17 protein-coding genes and 5 tRNA genes are annotated in these 17,053 nt (G+C 68.4%); 18 read left to right on the forward strand and 4 right to left on the reverse strand.

What is annotated here, in order from left to right:
* Nucleotides 1-5 precede the first annotated feature (5 nt).
* The 7 genes from ACIHFB_RS30565 to ACIHFB_RS30595 all read left to right on the forward strand — a co-directional run bounded on the left by ACIHFB_RS30565 (nt 6) and on the right by ACIHFB_RS30595 (nt 6,806).
* Nucleotides 6-419 (forward strand): roadblock/LC7 domain-containing protein, encoded by a 414-nt coding sequence (locus ACIHFB_RS30565; protein ID WP_005479910.1) that lies wholly within the window; start codon nt 6-8, stop codon nt 417-419.
* Nucleotides 420-530: 111 nt separating this feature from the next.
* The gene (locus ACIHFB_RS30570) at nt 531-926 is read left to right on the forward strand and encodes a DUF742 domain-containing protein (protein WP_155058290.1); all 396 of its coding nucleotides are present in this window, start codon (nt 531-533) and stop codon (nt 924-926) included.
* Nucleotides 907-1,482 (forward strand): ATP/GTP-binding protein, encoded by a 576-nt coding sequence (locus ACIHFB_RS30575; RefSeq protein ID WP_301984520.1) that lies wholly within the window; start codon nt 907-909, stop codon nt 1,480-1,482. The genes ACIHFB_RS30570 and ACIHFB_RS30575 overlap by 20 nt, the downstream gene beginning before the upstream one ends.
* 391 nt (nt 1,483-1,873) lie before the next feature.
* Nucleotides 1,874-5,128 carry a nitrate- and nitrite sensing domain-containing protein gene (locus ACIHFB_RS30580; RefSeq protein ID WP_400128667.1) on the forward strand — a complete coding sequence of 1,085 codons (3,255 nt, stop codon included), beginning with the start codon at nt 1,874-1,876 and terminating at the stop codon, nt 5,126-5,128.
* Between the two features lie 10 nt (nt 5,129-5,138).
* Nucleotides 5,139-5,552: a roadblock/LC7 domain-containing protein gene (locus ACIHFB_RS30585; RefSeq protein ID WP_033321188.1), complete on the forward strand. Its 414-nt coding sequence runs from the start codon at nt 5,139-5,141 to the stop codon at nt 5,550-5,552.
* 95 nt (nt 5,553-5,647) lie between these two features.
* The gene (locus ACIHFB_RS30590) at nt 5,648-6,244 is read left to right on the forward strand and encodes a DUF742 domain-containing protein (RefSeq protein WP_365287081.1); all 597 of its coding nucleotides are present in this window, start codon (nt 5,648-5,650) and stop codon (nt 6,242-6,244) included.
* A complete protein-coding gene (locus ACIHFB_RS30595) occupies nt 6,225-6,806 on the forward strand; it encodes an ATP/GTP-binding protein (protein ID WP_009314218.1) in 582 nt (193 codons plus the stop codon). The genes ACIHFB_RS30590 and ACIHFB_RS30595 overlap by 20 nt, the downstream gene beginning before the upstream one ends.
* 97 nt (nt 6,807-6,903) lie before the next feature.
* Here the strand turns inward: ACIHFB_RS30595 and ACIHFB_RS30600 are convergent, their stop codons facing one another.
* Together ACIHFB_RS30600 and ACIHFB_RS30605 are read right to left on the reverse strand one after the other, a co-directional pair.
* Nucleotides 6,904-7,098: an acyl-CoA carboxylase subunit epsilon gene (locus ACIHFB_RS30600; protein ID WP_365287083.1), complete on the reverse strand. Its 195-nt coding sequence runs from the start codon at nt 7,096-7,098 to the stop codon at nt 6,904-6,906.
* A gap of 35 nt (nt 7,099-7,133) precedes the next feature.
* Nucleotides 7,134-8,729 (reverse strand): acyl-CoA carboxylase subunit beta, encoded by a 1,596-nt coding sequence (locus ACIHFB_RS30605; protein WP_400128668.1) that lies wholly within the window; start codon nt 8,727-8,729, stop codon nt 7,134-7,136.
* Between the two features lie 306 nt (nt 8,730-9,035).
* Between ACIHFB_RS30605 and ACIHFB_RS30610 the strand changes: the two genes are divergently transcribed.
* The 8 genes from ACIHFB_RS30610 (at nt 9,036) to ACIHFB_RS30645 (ending at nt 12,628) form a co-directional block, all read left to right on the forward strand.
* Nucleotides 9,036-9,821: a fumarylacetoacetate hydrolase family protein gene (locus ACIHFB_RS30610; protein ID WP_365286480.1), complete on the forward strand. Its 786-nt coding sequence runs from the start codon at nt 9,036-9,038 to the stop codon at nt 9,819-9,821.
* Complete coding sequence (gene gltX / locus ACIHFB_RS30615) at nt 9,805-11,289, forward strand: glutamate--tRNA ligase (protein WP_365286478.1); 1,485 nt, start codon at nt 9,805-9,807, stop codon at nt 11,287-11,289. Before ACIHFB_RS30610 ends, gltX begins: the two co-directional genes overlap by 17 nt.
* Nucleotides 11,290-11,312: 23 nt before the next feature.
* Entirely contained in the window at nt 11,313-12,044 is a 732-nt protein-coding gene (locus ACIHFB_RS30620) for an HAD family hydrolase (RefSeq protein ID WP_400128669.1), read from the forward strand.
* Nucleotides 12,045-12,134: 90 nt separating this feature from the next.
* A tRNA-Gln gene (locus tag ACIHFB_RS30625) sits at nt 12,135-12,206 on the forward strand.
* Nucleotides 12,207-12,227: 21 nt separating this feature from the next.
* Nucleotides 12,228-12,300 (forward strand) — tRNA-Glu (locus tag ACIHFB_RS30630).
* Nucleotides 12,301-12,362: 62 nt separating this feature from the next.
* A tRNA-Glu gene (locus ACIHFB_RS30635) sits at nt 12,363-12,435 on the forward strand.
* Nucleotides 12,436-12,455: 20 nt separating this feature from the next.
* Nucleotides 12,456-12,527, forward strand: a tRNA-Gln gene (locus ACIHFB_RS30640).
* Between the two features lie 28 nt (nt 12,528-12,555).
* Nucleotides 12,556-12,628 (forward strand) — tRNA-Glu (locus tag ACIHFB_RS30645).
* Between the two features lie 39 nt (nt 12,629-12,667).
* On the opposite strand, the gene ACIHFB_RS30650 is transcribed toward ACIHFB_RS30645, so the two are convergent.
* Both ACIHFB_RS30650 and ndgR read right to left on the reverse strand, forming a co-directional pair.
* Nucleotides 12,668-13,321: a MerR family transcriptional regulator gene (locus ACIHFB_RS30650; RefSeq protein ID WP_365286474.1), complete on the reverse strand. Its 654-nt coding sequence runs from the start codon at nt 13,319-13,321 to the stop codon at nt 12,668-12,670.
* Between the two features lie 225 nt (nt 13,322-13,546).
* Complete coding sequence (ndgR, locus tag ACIHFB_RS30655; protein ID WP_007384919.1) at nt 13,547-14,263, reverse strand: IclR family transcriptional regulator NdgR; 717 nt, start codon at nt 14,261-14,263, stop codon at nt 13,547-13,549.
* 197 nt (nt 14,264-14,460) lie between these two features.
* On the opposite strand from ndgR, the gene leuC reads away from it, so the two are divergent.
* The 3 genes from leuC (at nt 14,461) to ACIHFB_RS30670 (ending at nt 16,987) form a co-directional block, all read left to right on the forward strand.
* Nucleotides 14,461-15,891, forward strand: a complete 1,431-nt coding sequence (leuC, locus tag ACIHFB_RS30660; RefSeq protein ID WP_400128670.1) for a 3-isopropylmalate dehydratase large subunit — start codon at nt 14,461-14,463, stop codon at nt 15,889-15,891.
* A 6-nt stretch (nt 15,892-15,897) separates the two neighbouring features.
* Complete coding sequence (gene leuD, locus ACIHFB_RS30665; protein WP_365286469.1) at nt 15,898-16,491, forward strand: 3-isopropylmalate dehydratase small subunit; 594 nt, start codon at nt 15,898-15,900, stop codon at nt 16,489-16,491.
* A 265-nt stretch (nt 16,492-16,756) separates the two neighbouring features.
* Nucleotides 16,757-16,987 carry a hypothetical protein gene (locus ACIHFB_RS30670; RefSeq protein ID WP_365286467.1) on the forward strand — a complete coding sequence of 77 codons (231 nt, stop codon included), beginning with the start codon at nt 16,757-16,759 and terminating at the stop codon, nt 16,985-16,987.
* The last annotated feature ends 66 nt before the right edge of the window (nt 16,988-17,053 follow it).

The raw sequence follows: 17,053 nt of genomic DNA on the forward strand, positions 1-17,053 counted from the left end.
GGCAGATGAGCCAGGCGGCACAGAACCTGAACTGGTTGATCACCAACTTCGTGGACAACACCCCTGGGGTGTCCCACACCGTCGTCGTGTCCGCCGACGGTCTCCTTCTGGCGATGTCCGAAGGCTTCCCGCGCGACCGCGCCGACCAGCTCGCGGCCGTCGCGTCCGGGCTCACCTCGCTGACGGCCGGGGCATCCCGGATCTTCGAGGGGGGCGACGTGGCACAGACGGTCGTCGAGATGGAACGCGGCTTCTTGTTCCTGATGTCCGTCTCGGACGGGTCGTCCCTGGCCGTTCTCGCCCACCCCGAGTGCGACATCGGTCTGGTCGGCTACGAGATGGCGCTACTGGTCGACCGCGCGGGCGCAGTGCTCACGCCGGACCTGCGCGCCGAACTCCAAGGAAGTCTGCTCCACTGACTCGCCCAGATCCACCCGTCTCACCAAATCACCGTCCGGCCGACACAATCCCCCCACCGGCCACCGTCAGACGGCACGACTGACCAACTTGCTGTCCCGCCCGGAGGATCCATGACCCCGCCCACCGCCTCTCATGATCCGTACGCGGAGCCGTACGGCGATGAAGGCGACGAGCCGCTGGTACGTCCGTACGCGATGACCGGCGGCCGTACCAGGCCGCGCTACCAGCTCGCCATAGAGGCCCTGATCAGCACCACGGCCGACCCGGCGGCACTCATGGGACTCCTCCCGGAGCACCAGCGCATCTGCCATCTGTGCCGTGAAGTGAAGTCGGTGGCCGAGGTATCGGCTCTCCTCGCCATGCCGCTCGGCGTGGCGAGGATCCTCGTCGCCGACCTCGCAGAGGCCGGCCTCGTCGCCATCCACCAGCCTGGTGGCGACGAGACCACCGGCGCGCCCGACGTGACACTGCTCGAAAGGGTGCTCAGTGGACTTCGCAAGCTCTGACGGAGGGCGGGCCACCACCTCCGCGAAGATCGTGGTGGCCGGCGGCTTCGGCGTCGGCAAGACGACGTTCGTCGGCGCCGTCTCCGAGATCAACCCGCTGCGCACCGAGGCCGTCATGACGTCCGCGAGCGCGGGCATCGACGACCTCACCCACACCGGGGACAAGACCACCACCACGGTGGCCATGGACTTCGGCCGCATCACGCTGGACCGGGACCTGATCCTGTACCTGTTCGGTACGCCGGGTCAGGACCGCTTCTGGTTCATGTGGGACGACCTGGTGCGCGGTGCCATCGGCGCCGTGGTCCTGGTGGACACCCGGCGCCTGGCCGACTGCTTCCCGGCGGTCGACTACTTCGAGAACAGCGGTCTGCCGTTCGTCGTCGCGCTCAACGGCTTCGACGGACACCAGCCGTACGCTCCCGAGGAAGTGCGCGAGGCGCTCCAGATCGGTCCGGACGCTCCCATCATCACGACGGACGCCCGACACCGGTCGGATGCGAAGAGTGCCCTGATCACACTGGTCGAGCACGCTCTCATGGCTCGTCTCAGGTAGCACTCGATTCACACTCAAGTCGGAAGTGCCATACGGCAGTTGTCGTAGATGTCCCGGAGCCGGCTGTGTCCTTTGACACGGTCGGCGTCGGTGTTCATAACGTTTCGGCAGAGGAATCGAGTGGTACCGCCACGCGTCGCGGTCGACTCGTGCCGCTGCGCACACAAAGGCCCCGTCATTTGACGGGGCTCGCTCTTTATGACCGTTTTATCTGGGGCTTACAGCGCTGGGAATGATCGGTTTCCACTGTTTGGAAGAGCGCAGGTCGTCGTGCTGGAATGCCTGAACTGCCCAATAGTCAATGACGTACTCACTAGTCGATGGCGTACTGGGCTCTGAGAGACTGCGGCACAACGATTGGTGCCGACCCCGCCGGAAGGTTGTTGGTCGAGTGAGGCGAAGCAAGAACGGTCCCGAGCCGTCGTCGGCGCGGGGCAACTTCACCCCGCCGCCGCGCGGAGCGGCGCCCGCCCCTGTGCCCGGATCGGAACCAACGGCCGCCCCGGCTTCAAGCGGCGGCCGTTTCTCCCCGCGCAACTGGCGCGTGCCGACCCGGCTGAACGCGATCCTGCTCATACCCGTGGTGGTCGGCCTGGTCATGGGCGGCTTCCAGGTGAAGAGCTCGATCGACACCTGGCAGGAGGCCGAGGACGCGGAGAACACCGCGCGCCTGGTCCGTGCCTCCCTGAACTATGCCGCCGCGCTCTACAACGAGCGTGACATCACCGCCGCGCCCCTGCTGAAGGGCAGCGCACAGACCGCCGAGGACAAGGCCACCGTCACAGCGGCCCGCGGTGCCACGGACAAGGCCGCGGACAGTTTCGACGAAGCGGCCCAGAACATGCCGCAGAAGACCGGCCTGGAGCGCCGCCTGAGGCTGTTCCGCGACGAGGAGCCCAAGCTCTCCACGCTGCGTGCGGCCGCGTACACGAGCAAGCTCACCGGCGTGCAGACCGAAGAGGGCTACGTCGGGGTGGCGCACCCCCTCACCGAGTTCGCCAACGAGCTCGGTCTGGGCACCGGAAACATCACCAGCTACGGCCGGACCGTCTACGCCATCGAGCTCACCAAGGGAGCTCTGTCGCTGCAGCGTGCCATCGGCATGCACATGCTGATCAAGCCCGACACGGACGCCGCGGGCTTCGGCAAGCAGCGCGTCGCCCTCTCCTCCTACGCCTACCTCGAAGGTATCGCCGTCGAGGAGTACATCGGCGGTGGTACCGCGGCGGACGAGCAGAAGCTCAAGGACGCCGAGGCGCAGATCAAGGCCGACGGCACGGCGATGGCCAAGCAGGCCGCCGCGGACGCCGCCGCGAACGGCAAGGAGTACGTGCCTCCGCCGTCCAACCCGACCGACATGATCTCGGCGATCGCGACGATGGAGAGCCCGGACCCCAGCGTCCGTGAGGGCCTCGCCGAGAAGGGCATCACCGCGACCAACTTCTGGGCGGTGAACACCCTCAAGTACAACGCGTACCAGCAGATCGAGACGGACCTGGCCGACACCGCGGTGAACGAGGCCGCGAGCATCGCCGACACCGCCAAGCGGGACGCCTTCATCGTGGGCGCCGCCGTCGTGGTCGCCCTGCTCGCCGCGTTCATCCTGGCCGGCATGGTGGCCCGCCAGATGAGCCGCTCGATGCGCCAGCTGCGCAACGCCGCCTTCGGTATCGCCGAGCAGCGGCTGCCGATGCTGGTCGACCAGCTCTCGCGCACCGACCCCGGCCGCGTCGACACCCGGGTCGCGCCGATCCCGATCACCTCCACGGACGAGATCGGCGAGGTCGCCCGCGCCTTCGACCAGGTCCACCGCGAGGCGGTCCGACTGGCCGCCGAGCAGGCCCTGCTGCGGGGCAACATCAACGCGATCTTCACCAACCTGTCGCGCCGCAACCAGTCGCTGATCGAGGGCCAGCTGACCCTGATCACCGAGCTGGAGAACAACGAGGCCGACCCGGACCAGCTGGAGAACCTCTTCCGCCTGGACCACCTCGCGACCCGTATGCGCCGCAACGGCGAGAACCTCCTGGTCCTCGCCGGCGAGGAGCCCGGCCGCCGCTGGGACCAGCCGGTCCCGCTGGTCGACGTGCTCCGCGCCGCCTCCTCCGAGGTGGAGCAGTACGAGCGCATCGAGCTCTCGGGCGTCCCGGAGGCCGAGATCCACGGCCGCGCGGTCACCGACCTCGTGCACCTGCTCGCCGAGCTGCTGGAGAACGCCACCACGTTCTCCTCGCCGCAGACCAAGGTCCGCGTCACCGCGACCCGTCTCCCCGACGGCCGCGTGATGATCGAGATCCACGACAAGGGCATCGGCCTCACCGCCGAGGACTTCGCGGACATCAACCACAAGCTGGCCAACCCGCCGACCGTGGACGCCGCGATCTCCCAGCGCATGGGCCTGTTCGTGGTCGGCCGGCTGTCCGACCGGCACGGCATCCGCGTCCAGCTGCGCCCCTCCGGCGAGCAGGCCGGCACCACCTCGCTGGTCATGCTGCCCGACGCGATCACCCACGGTGGTGGCGGCGAGCACCAGCCGGTCCAGGACGAGTTCACGGTCTCGCAGATCATCCCGGAGCGGAGCTTCCAGGGTGAGGACTTCAACCGCCAGCCGCTGCGCACCGCCGCCGAACTCGGCTTCGACGACAGCCGCTACTCCGAGATCCCGGACGACATACGCGAGCTGGACCCCGTAGGCCGCTCCCTGATGCGCGAGGAGCGCCGGGCGGCCCTGGAGTCCCAGAACCCGGGCCAGCTGCCCGGCCCGGAGGGTTCTGCACCCTCCTACGCCGACGCGTTCGACGACCCGCAGCAGGGCTACGACAACAACCAGGCCGGCTACCCGGAGCAGCCCGGGGCGTACGACCAGCAGACGGCGTACGAGGAGCCGCAGCAGCCGTCGTACGACGAGCAGTACTTCGCGCCGAACAGCGGTGTGCCGCAGAACGACACGTTCTCGTCGAACGGCGGCTACCCGGAGCCCCGGTACGCGGAGCCGGTCCAGGACGACCGCTCGGCGGGCCCCGGCTCCGCACGGGAGAACACCTTCTCGGCCTTCGAGGAGCAGCAGCAACAGCCCTTCCAGGACGACTGGCCGCAGCAGAACGGCTACCAGAACGGCTACCAGGCCCCGTACACCGCGGAGGCCCCGCAGCCGGAGTCGGCGCAGGCCGCTGACGTGAGTGAGCGTGACCGCGTAGGCTTCGAGCGTCCGGGACCGGCTCCCTCCGCATCGCACGCGCTGACCGACGCCGGACTGCCCCGCCGCGGATCCACCCCCGCGAACGGCAACAGCCCGCGGTCCACGAACCAGGAGCCGCCGGCCCCCGCACCGGAGAACAACGGCAGCGGCAACGGCGACTGGCGCTCGTCCAACGACGCGCGCTGGCAGCAGGCCGCGGCGCTCCGCAAGCCCAAGGCGGGCGGAGTGACCTCCTCCGGCCTGCCGCGGCGGGTACCCAAGGCCAACCTGGTCGAGGGCACCGCCGAAGCGACCCCTCAGGGTGGCCCACAGGTCTCCCGCGCTCCCGAGGACGTCCGGGGCAGGCTGAGCAACCTGCGCCGCGGAGTCCAGCGGGGCCGCAGCGCGGGAAGTGAAACGAACGGCCAGGGCTTCGGTCCTGACAGCACCTACAACCAGGAGCGTTAGTGTGAGCCCGATGAGCCAGGCGGCACAGAACCTGAACTGGTTGATCACCAACTTCGTGGACAACACCCCCGGGGTGTCTCACACGGTGGTGGTCTCCGCCGACGGACTCCTTCTGGCGATGTCCGAAGGCTTTCCGCGCGACCGCGCCGACCAGCTCGCGGCGGTCGCCTCCGGTCTGACCTCACTGACCGCCGGTGCCTCGCGCATCTTCGAGGGCGGCAGTGTGAATCAGACGGTTGTGGAGATGGAGCGGGGATTCCTCTTCATCATGTCCATCTCCGACGGTTCGTCGCTCGCAGTTCTTGCACACCCGGAGGCGGACATCGGCCTCGTTGGGTACGAGATGGCGCTTCTGGTGGACCGTGCCGGTACGGTCCTGACCCCTGATCTGCGTGCGGAGCTCCAAGGGAGCCTTCTCAACTAACAGACAGACGGTGCGTTTTGGCGTCCCGTGGCCGTAAGGTTTCGGGACGCGGCTACCACAGTGTTGGGTGCCCGGCACAGTCGGAGGAGGAGAAAGTGGCAACACCCCCAGGCGGTTCGTCTTCGGGCAACTGGTCGTACGGCCCTGGCCAGGGCCAGGGCCACGGCCAGGACGACGGGTCGGCGAACCGGTACAACTTCCCCTCCGCACCGAGCCAGCGGCGGCAGCCGTACGCGCCGCAGGGGCCGCAGGGTCCCGGACCGTCGCCGTACGACCAGCCGCAGGCGCCGCGCATCCAGCCGGTGCAGCCGCAGCGACGCGCCCCTGAGCAGGCGCCCGCCGGGGCGTCGAACAACCCCCTGGTGCGTCCTTACGCCATGACCGGCGGCCGCACCAGGCCGCGCTACCAGCTCGCCATCGAGGCGCTGGTGCACACCACTGCGGCTCCGCACCAGATGCAGGGCCAGCTGCCCGAGCATCAGCGGATCTGCAACCTCTGCCGAGAGATCAAGTCGGTGGCCGAGGTCTCGGCCCTCCTCACGATCCCCCTCGGCGTGGCCAGGATCCTCGTCGCCGACTTGGCGGAGGCGGGCCTGGTCGCCATCCATCAGCCCGGCGGCGACGAGAACGCCGGCGGCCAGCCAGACGTGACACTGCTCGAAAGGGTGCTCAGTGGACTTCGCAAGCTCTAGCGGCGGTCCTTCCCGCTCCACCACCTCCGCGAAGATCGTGGTGGCGGGCGGCTTCGGCGTGGGCAAGACCACGTTCGTCGGCGCCGTCTCGGAGATCAACCCGCTGCGCACGGAGGCCGTCATGACGTCTGCTTCGGCAGGCATCGACGACCTCACCCACACCGGGGACAAGACCACCACGACGGTGGCCATGGACTTCGGTCGTATCACCCTGGACCAGGACCTGATCCTGTACCTGTTCGGCACCCCCGGCCAGGACCGCTTCTGGTTCATGTGGGACGACCTGGTGCGCGGCGCCATCGGCGCGATCGTCCTGGTCGACACCCGCCGTCTCGCCGACTGCTTCCCCGCGGTCGACTACTTCGAGAACAGCGGCCTGCCCTTCGTGATCGCCCTCAACGGCTTCGACGGCCAGCAGCCGTACAACCCCGACGAGGTCCGCGAGGCGCTCCAGATCGGCCCGGACACCCCGATCATCACGACGGACGCCCGGCACCGCGCCGACGCCAAGTCCGCACTGATCACCTTGGTCGAGCACGCCTTGATGGCTCGCCTGCGCTAGCGGTTCCCGCGCCCCTTCGTGGCGCACGGAGAAGGGCCCCTCTTTCCAGAGGGGCCCTTCTCCTGTCTCTTACGTGCACTCGGCTGAGCGGCGCAGCCTACCCGTGCCAGCTGTGCGGGGCGCGGAAGCCGCCCTCGCGCTCCAGGCGGCGCCAGCCCGCCTTGGGGCGGCCGTGGTGGGGCTGGTCCGTGGACGGCTGGGCGGCGGCGCGGGCGAGCAGGATCGCCGTGATGGCGGCGACCTCCTCGGGCTCGGCGTGGCCCTTCTCGACGCGGATGTCAGGGGAGTTCATAGGTCTCAGTCTCCGTGAGAGAGGTTGCCGCTGGGTTACTGCGGGGGGTTGCCGTGTTTGCGGGACGGCAGGTCGGCGTGCTTGGTGTGGAGCATCGCCAGGGATTTGATCAGGACCTCGCGGGTTTCCGCCGGGTCGATCACGTCGTCCACCAGACCGCGCTCGGCCGCGTAATACGGGTGCATGAGCTCGGACTTGTACTCCTTGACCATCTTCTGACGCATGGCCTCGGGGTCCTCCGCCTCCGCGATCTGGCGGCGGAAGATGACGTTGGCCGCGCCTTCCGCGCCCATCACGGCGATCTCGTTGGTGGGCCAGGCGTACGTCAGGTCCGCACCGATGGACTGGCTGTCCATGACGATGTACGCACCTCCGTATGCCTTGCGCAGGATCAGCGAGATCCGCGGCACCGTCGCATTGCAGTACGCGTACAGCAGCTTCGCTCCGTGGCGGATGATCCCGCCGTGCTCCTGGTCGACACCGGGAAGGAACCCCGGAACGTCCAGGAAAGTGACGATCGGAATGTTAAAAGCGTCACACATCTGGACAAAGCGCGCAGCTTTTTCCGATGCCTCGATGTCCAGGACGCCGGCGAGGGTCTGCGGCTGGTTGGCGACGATCCCGACCACCTGGCCGTCGAGCCGGGCCAGCGCGCAGATGATGTTGCGGGCCCACCGCTCGTGGATCTCCAGGTAGTCGCCGTCGTCGACGATCTCCTCGATCACCTTCGCCATGTCGTACGGCCGGTTGCCGTCCGCGGGGACGAGGTCCAGCAGGACGTCGCCGCGGCGGTCCGGGGCGTCGGAGGACTCGACCCGCGGCGGGTTCTCGCGGTTGTTCTGCGGGAGCATGGAGAGCAGGTAGCGGACTTCGGAGAGGCAGGTCTCCTCGTCGTCGTAGGCGAAGTGGCAGACGCCGGAGGTCTCGGCGTGGACGTCGGCGCCGCCGAGGCCGTTCTGGGTGATCTCCTCGCCGGTGACGGCCTTGACGACGTCCGGGCCGGTGATGAACATCTGCGAGGTCTCGCGGACCATGAACACGAAGTCCGTCAACGCCGGTGAGTAGGCCGCGCCGCCCGCGCACGGGCCGAGCATCACGGAGATCTGCGGGATGACGCCGGAGGCCTTGGTGTTGCGCTGGAAGATGCCGCCGTAGCCGGCGAGGGCGCTCACGCCCTCCTGGATACGGGCGCCGGCGCCGTCGTTGAGGGAGACCAGCGGCGCTCCGGCCGCGATGGCCATGTCCATGATCTTGTGGATCTTCGTGGCGTGGGCCTCGCCCAGCGCCCCGCCGAAGATCCGGAAGTCATGGGCGTAGACGAAGACGGTACGGCCCTCGACCGTGCCCCAGCCGGTGATCACACCGTCCGTGTACGGCTTCTTGGTCTCCAGACCGAACCCGGACGCCCGGTGCCGGCGCAACTGCTCGACCTCACGGAAGGACTCCGGGTCCAGCAGCAGCTCGATCCGCTCACGCGCGGTCAGCTTGCCCTTGGCATGCTGCGCCGTCGTCGCCTTCTCACTCGGCCCGGCCACCGCCTGCGCACGGATCTCGTGCAGCTCGGCCACTCGCCCGTGGGCGTCGGTCGGCTCGCTCGTGGACTCACCCGGCGCCTCATCCAAAACGGTCATGTAGCGACCTTACGAAGGACAGCAAGGAAAGCGGGCCGTTGACTCCGTACAGTCTCCGGCCCGTTTTCCTGGTACCCCTGAACAGAACCTCGACGGCATGCAGCCGTTCCGACTGCTCAGAGGGGATTGTGCTTGTAGAGGTCGCACAAAGGCGTCGGCTGAGAGTCGCCTCACATTCATGTGGGGCACATGCCATCGCCGGAGTGACATGGAGGCGCTCAGCGGGCTCACCGTACCGTGTGACCATGCGTCCGGACCGGATAGCCTGGGCGTCCACAATTACTCAGTGAGGGGCGCGAGCATCCCGTGCGCATCGCCAGATTCTCCATCGACGGGAACGTCGCCTTCGGCGCGGTCGAGGGTGACAAGCCGGACGAGCTCGTCCTGGACATCATCAAGGGCATTCCGTTCGCGGAATTCGAGCTCTCCGGTACGAAGGTCCCCCTGAGCAAGGTCAGGCTGCTGCCGCCGGTGCTCCCCAACAAGGTCGTGGCCTTCGGCCGCAACTACGCCGAGCACGCGCGCGAGCTGGGCAACGAGGTGCCCGACGCCCCGTTCGCCTTCTTCAAGCCGTCCACCTCGGTGATCGGCCCCGGCGACGAGATCCAGTACCCCTCCTTCTCCGAGGACCTCCACCACGAGGCCGAACTGGCCGTCGTCATCGGCCGCATGTGCCGCCAGGTCCCCCGCGAGCGCGTCAAGGACGTCATCCTCGGCTACACCTGCGCCAACGACATCACCGCCCGCGACGTCCAGAAGCGCGAGAAGCAGTGGGCCAGGGCCAAGGGCTTCGACACCTCCTGCCCGCTCGGCCCCTGGGTGGAGACGGACCTGGACCTCGCCGCCGCGAGCGACCTCACCATCCAGCTCACGGTCAACGGCGGGCAACGCCAGCTGGGCCGCACCAGCGAGATGATCCACTCCATCGAGGACCTGATCGTCAACATCACCGAGGCCATGACGCTGCTCCCCGGCGACGTGATCCTCACGGGCACCCCGGCAGGGGTCGGCCCCCTCAACGTCGGCGACGAGGTCGCCGTCACCATCGAAGGCATCGGCACTCTCACCAACAAGGTTGTCAAGCGTGGCTAGCGCACCCGTCCGCGTACGTTTCTGCCCGTCGCCCACCGGTAACCCGCACGTGGGCCTGGTCCGCACCGCCCTGTTCAACTGGGCGTTCGCCCGCCACCACGGCGGCAAACTGGTCTTCCGTATCGAGGACACCGACGCGGCCCGCGACTCCGAGGAGTCGTACACCCAGCTGCTCGACGCGATGCGCTGGCTGGGCTTCGACTGGGACGAGGGCCCTGAGGTCGGCGGCCCGCACGCGCCGTACCGCCAGTCGCAGCGCATGGACCTCTACAAGGACATCGCGGGCAGGCTCCAGGACGCCGGCCACGCCTACCACTGCTACTGCTCCCAGGAGGAGCTGGACAGCCGCCGCGAGGCCGCCCGCGCCGCCGGCAAGCCGTCCGGCTACGACGGCCACTGCCGTGACCTGAGCGCCGAGCAGGTCGAGGAGTACAAGGCCCAGGGCCGTACGCCCATCGTCCGCTTCCGGATGCCCGACGAGACGATCACCTTCACGGACCTGGTCCGCGGCGAGCTGACGTTCACCCCGGAGAACGTCCCGGACTACGGGATCGTACGAGCCAACGGAGCCCCGCTCTACACGCTCGTGAACCCGGTCGACGACGCCCTGATGGAGATCACCCACGTCCTGCGCGGCGAGGACCTGCTCTCCTCCACCCCGCGGCAGATCGCCCTCTACAAGGCGCTGATCGAGCTGGGTGTCGCGAAGGAGATCCCGTCCTTCGGCCATCTGCCGTACGTGATGGGCGAGGGCAACAAGAAGCTCTCCAAGCGCGACCCGGAGTCGTCCCTCAACCTCTACCGCGAGCGCGGCTTCCTGCCCGAGGGGCTGCTCAACTACCTTTCCCTGCTGGGCTGGTCGCTCTCCGCCGACCAGGACATCTTCACGATGGACGAGATGGTCGCGGCTTTCGACATCGCGGACGTGAACCCCAACCCGGCCCGCTTCGACCTGAAGAAGTGCGAGGCGATCAACGGCGACCACATCCGTCTGCTGGATGTGAAGGACTTCACGGAGCGCTGCGCGCCGTGGCTGAAGGCCCCGTTCGCGCCCTGGGCGCCGGAGGACTTCGACGAGGCCAAGTGGCACGCGATCGCCCCGCACGCCCAGACCCGTCTCAAGGTCCTCTCCGAGATCACGGACAACGTCGACTTCCTGTTCCTGCCGGAGCCGGCCGCGGACGAGGCCTCGTGGACCAAGGCGATGAAGGAGGGCAGCGACGCACTTCTGCGTACGGCCCGCGAGAAGCTGGAGTCCGCGGACTGGACCTCGGCGGAGTCGTTGAAGGAGGCCGTCCTGGCCGCCGGCGAGACCCACGGCCTCAAGCTCGGGAAGGCCCAGGCCCCGGTCCGCGTCGCCGTCACCGGCCGCACGGTGGGCCTCCCGCTCTTCGAGTCCCTGGAGGTCCTGGGCAAGGACAAGACCCTGGCCCGCATCGACGCGGCACTCGCCAAGCTCACGGCGTAACCACTCCCTGTACGGTCGGTGTCATGGGGATCCGAGCTGTTGTCTGGGACGTCGACGACACCCTCTTCGACTACACCACCGCGGACCGCGCCGGAATGCGCGCGCACCTTGCGGCCGAGGGCCTGCTTCACGGATACGAGTCCGTGGAGCAGGCCCTCGTGCGGTGGCGGGAGGTCACCGACCGTCAGTGGGCGCGATTCGCGGTCGGGGAGGTCGACTTCGAGACGCAGCGGCGCGATCGGGTCCGGGCCTTCCTGGATACGGAGCTGACCGACGCGGAGGCCGAGGACTGGTTTCTGCGGTACATCACGCACTACGAGGCCGCGTGGGCGCTCTTCCCGGACGTACTGCCCGTCCTGGACGCCCTCGCCGCCAGTCACCGGCACGCCGTGCTGTCGAACTCCAGCCTCGTCGTCCAGGACCGCAAGCTGCGCATGCTCGGCGTGCACGACCGCTTCGAGGCCGTCCTGTGCGCCGCCGAACTCGGCGTCTCCAAGCCCGAGGCCGGAGCCTTCCTGGCCGCCTGCGAGGCCCTGGACCTCGCCCCGCACCAGGTCGCGTACGTCGGCGACCACCCGGAGATCGACGGACGGGGCGCAGCCGACGCCGGACTGCTGTCGGTCTGGATCGACCGCGGCGCCGTGTACACCGGCGACGACGTGCCCGTCGGCCCGCACCGGATCGGCTCGCTCGCCGAACTCCCCGCGCTGCTCGGCGCGGATACCCGTTTTGGAGCCCCGTCCACCTTCAGGTAATGTTCTTCCTGCGTCGCCGGGGAGCGGGCCGAAAGGCCGGGAACCGGAGGCGCAAGCTAGAACAAAACCCCTCAGGGGCTTGCGTTCCAGTGGCCTATGGTGTAATTGGCAGCACGACTGATTCTGGTTCAGTTAGTCTTGGTTCGAGTCCAGGTAGGCCAGCTCGCAGAGCTCATCTGCAAAGCCCCCGTTGTGTAGCGGCCTAGCACGCCGCCCTCTCAAGGCGGTAGCGCCGGTTCGAATCCGGTCGGGGGTACAGATCCTTCCCGCGGGAACAGTCAGGGTCGCACCCGTTGTTCTCGATGCAGGATCGCTAGGGCCCCCGTTGTGTAGCGGCCTAGCACGCCGCCCTCTCAAGGCGGTAGCGCCGGTTCGAATCCGGTCGGGGGTACAAACTGGTCTAAACCACATTGGTCTATGGTGTAATTGGCAGCACGACTGATTCTGGTTCAGTTAGTCTTGGTTCGAGTCCAGGTAGACCAGCTCGGATCTGCGGAAACGTAAGATCCTCGCCCCCGTTGTGTAGCGGCCTAGCACGCCGCCCTCTCAAGGCGGTAGCGCCGGTTCGAATCCGGTCGGGGGTACGCATCGTGAAGGCCCTCCACTTCGGTGGGGGGCCTTCGTCATTGCTCGTCACCGAAGCCGTACCGCCGCGCCGACTCCTCCTCCTGCGCCAGCCGGTGCAGGGACTGGAGCATCGGATCGACCAGGATCGCCCCCAGCACCGCCGTCTCGACCTTCTCCGCCTCGGACGGATGGCGCTCCACGAAGTCCAGGTCCAGTACGGCCGCCTGATGCATCAACCGGGCGTACGCCACCAGGAGTTGAGTGTCCCAGTCGATGCCGATCCGTCTGAGCGCGGCCATCGCCACTACCAGCGAACGGTAGGCGGGCGAGATGGAGACCAGCGCCTGGGCGTTCGACCAGCCCAGGGACTCCAGCAGTTGATCCGCCGCCTCGTGCGCGGAGCGGACGTGCTCGTCCTCCTCGTCCGGCTCGGCGACCTGTGGCAGCGCCCACATCGCAGCGCCCATGCGGATCGTGCGGGGGAGGGAGTCGTCGTCGACGTGTCCCAGCACTTCCCGGATCGTCGCCACCGGCACCCGTCCGATCTGGATCATCGCGCGCACCAGCCGCAGCCGGCGCAGATGGTCCTCGTCGTATTCGGCGGTCCGTGCGTTGATCTGTCGGCCGGGCGTCAACAGGCCTTCGCGCAGGTAGTACTTGATCGTCGCGGTGGACACCCCGCTGCGCTCGCTCAGCTCGGCCAGCCGCATCCTCTTGCGCCTCTCCTAGGGAAGTGTCACTATCCAACCATTCCAGTGGCTCCCGGTCATGCTGTTGAAGTTCCGCATGGCGGGGGAGCCTGCGCGGGACGGTGACCGGGAGCTGCTGGGGCGCATCGCTCGACGGGGGCGCAACCGAGGACTGTCCGACCGGGGGGATCGGGGAGGGCCTGCCGCGGCGTTGAGGCGGGTCCTCCCCGGAGACGTCCCCGGGCTTCAGCCGGTGCGGCGCAGGGCCTCGGAGAGGCGGGCCGCGGCGTCGATGACCGCCTGGGCGTGCATACGGCCCGGGTGGCGCGTGAGGCGCTCGATGGGGCCGGAGACGGAGACGGCGGCCACGACGCGGTTGGAGGGGCCGCGTACGGGCGCGGAGACCGAGGCGACGCCCGGCTCGCGCTCGCCGATGGACTGGGCCCAGCCCCGGCGTCGTACGCCCGAGAGCGCCGTGGCAGTGAAGCGGGCGCCCTGGAGGCCGCGGTGCAGGCGCTCCGGCTCCTCCCAGGCCATGAGGATCTGGGCGGAGGAGCCCGCCTTCATGGTGAGCGTCGAGCCGACGGGGACCGTGTCCCGAAGGCCGGACAGGCGCTCCGCCGCGGCGACGCAGATGCGCATGTCGCCCTGGCGGCGGTAGAGCTGTGCGCTCTCGCCGGTGATGTCACGGAGATGCGTGAGCACCGGGCCGGCGGTGGCGAGGAGACGGTCCTCGCCCGCGGCCGCGGCGAGTTCCGCCAGGCGCGGGCCGAGGATGAACCGGCCCTGCATGTCGCGCGCCACCATACGGTGGTGTTCCAAAGCCACGGCCAGGCGGTGAGCCGTGGGTCGTGCCAGCCCGGTCGCCGCGACCAGACCCGCGAGGGTGGCCGGACCGGACTCCAGGGCGCTCAGGACAAGGGCTGCCTTGTCCAGAACGCCGACGCCGCTACTGTTGTCCATGAAACGATACTCGCGTCTCACTCTGTGAAACGCAAGTTCAATTTTGCGTGGAACACGCCACTCTGGAAGACACAGGCACAGTGGCCCGCAGACCAAACGGGCCCGGCGGCGGACGCCCGGCACGGGGGGCGCGGGCAGCCGCTTGCTCAAGATCTCTAGTTGGGTCGGCGCGACATTTGCCGACCGGAGGGAAAGCGATGGGTAGGACACTCGCGGAGAAGGTCTGGGACGACCATGTCGTCCGGCGCGCCGAGGGCGAGCCCGACCTCCTCTTCATCGATCTGCACCTGCTGCACGAAGTGACCAGCCCGCAGGCCTTCGACGGCCTCCGTCAGGCGGGGCGTCCCGTGCGCCGTCTCGATCTCACCATCGCCACCGAGGATCACAACACCCCGACCCTCGACATCGACAAGCCCATCGCGGACCCGGTCTCCCGGGCCCAGCTGGAGACGCTGCGCAAGAACTGCGCCGACTTCGGCGTTCGCCTGCACCCGCTCGGCGACGTCGAGCAGGGCGTCGTCCACGTCGTCGGCCCCCAGCTGGGCCTGACCCAGCCCGGCACGACCGTGGTGTGCGGCGACTCCCACACCTCCACGCACGGCGCCTTCGGTGCGCTGGCGTTCGGCATCGGCACCTCCCAGGTCGAGCATGTGCTGGCCACCCAGACGCTGCCGCTGGCCCGCCCGAAGACCATGGCCATCACCGTCGAGGGCGAACTGCCCGACGGCGTCACCGCCAAGGACCTGATCCTGGCGATCATCGCCAGGATCGGTACGGGCGGCGGCCAGGGCTACATCCTGGAGTACCGCGGCCCCGCCATCGAGAAGCTCTCGATGGAGGCCCGGATGACCATCTGCAACATGTCGATCGAGGCCGGTGCCCGCGCGGGCATGATCGCCCCCGACGAGACCACCTTCGAGTACCTCAAGGGCCGCCCGCACGCACCCGAGGGCGCGGACTGGGACGCGGCGGTCGCGTACTGGAAGACGCTGCGCACCGACGAGGACGCGGTCTTCGACGCCGAGGTCCTCATCAACGCCGGCGAGCTGTCCCCGTTCGTCACCTGGGGCACCAACCCCGGCCAGGGCGCGCCGCTTTCGGCGGACGTCCCCGACCCTGCTTCGTACGAAGACGCTTCGGAGCGCCACGCCGCCGAAAAGGCCCTGGAATACATGGGGTTGGAGGCCGGGCAGCCGCTGCGCTCCATCAAGGTGGACACCGTCTTCGTAGGCTCGTGCACCAACGGCCGTATCGAGGACCTGCGCGCCGCCGCCGAGCTCCTGAAGGACCGCAAAGTCGCCGACGGCGTACGGATGCTGGTCGTCCCCGGCTCCGCACGGGTCGGTCTCCAGGCCGTCTCCGAAGGCCTGGACGTCGTTTTCAAGGACGCCGGCGCCGAATGGCGGCACGCGGGCTGCTCGATGTGTCTGGGCATGAACCCCGACCAGCTGGCGCCCGGTGAGCGCTCCGCGTCCACCTCCAACCGCAACTTCGAGGGCAGGCAGGGCAAGGGCGGCCGTACGCACCTGGTCTCGCCGCAGGTCGCCGCCGCGACCGCCGTGCTGGGCCACCTGGCCTCGCCCGCCGACCTGTCCGACGTCGAGACCCGTACGCCCGCTGGAGTCTGAGAAGCCATGGAAGCATTCACCACGCACACCGGCCGGGCCGTCCCGCTGCGCCGCAGCAACGTCGACACCGACCAGATCATCCCTGCTCACTGGCTCAAGAAGGTCACACGGGACGGTTTCGAGGACGGGCTGTTCGAGGCCTGGCGCAAGGACGAGAACTTCATCCTCAACCGGCCCGAGCGGCAGGGCGCCACGGTTCTGGTCGCCGGCCCCGACTTCGGCACCGGCTCCTCCCGTGAGCACGCCGTCTGGGCGCTCCAGAACTACGGCTTCAAGACGGTCATCTCGTCCCGCTTCGCCGATATCTTCCGCGGTAACTCGCTCAAGAACGGCCTGCTCACAGTGGTTCTGGAGCAGAAGGTCGTGGACGCGCTCCAGGAGCTGACCGAGCGGGACCCGCAGGCCGAGATCACGGTCGACCTCGAGGCCCGCGAGGTGCGCGCCGAGGGCATCACCGCCTCCTTCGAGCTGGACGAGAACTCCCGCTGGCGGCTGCTGAACGGGCTGGACGACATCTCCATCACCCTCCAGAACGAGGCCGACATCGCGACGTACGAAGCCAAGCGGCCGTCGTACAAGCCGCAGACGCTGAAGATCTGAGCCGAAGGCCGCCGGCAAGTCGAGTTTCGGCCACCGCAACACCCCCGCAGTACCCCCGATCAGCCCGATCGGGGGTACTGCCATGTCTGCACCCGAACGGCCCTGCGCGGCTCGGTGAGCGTCGTCAACTTCCCTCGTTAGAGCGGTTGTTGCCGGGGTACGCGAACCTTGTAGCCGCGGCTTCCGCGCATGCCCGGAAGGCCGTTTGAGGCGGCAGTTGCACCCTGGGCAGGCGACAACTCGCCCCAGATGGCACAATCTGTGCATGGAACACGACGGCCAACTCGAGCTCTATGCGGCAGTCGCGGGCCAACTGAAGGAAGCGCACACAAGAGTGCGCGCACTGCAAGTCCCGGAGGGCGTACGGATGGCGCTGACCCGGAAGCTGCTGGTCATTACGGCCGCGGCCAAGCACGATCTCGCCGATGCGACAAGGCGTCTGGAGCGGTTCACAGCCGACCTCGACGAGGGTCGATTCCCCGAAGAGGAACGCTGAACAGCCTTAAGACCGCCGAGTCCGTTGCGGCACAAGGGTGATAAGCCCGTTTCGTGTTTGATTTGC

The sequence above is a fragment of the Streptomyces sp. NPDC051963 genome (assembly GCF_044593495.1).
Taxonomy (GTDB): Bacteria; Actinomycetota; Actinomycetes; order Streptomycetales; family Streptomycetaceae; genus Streptomyces.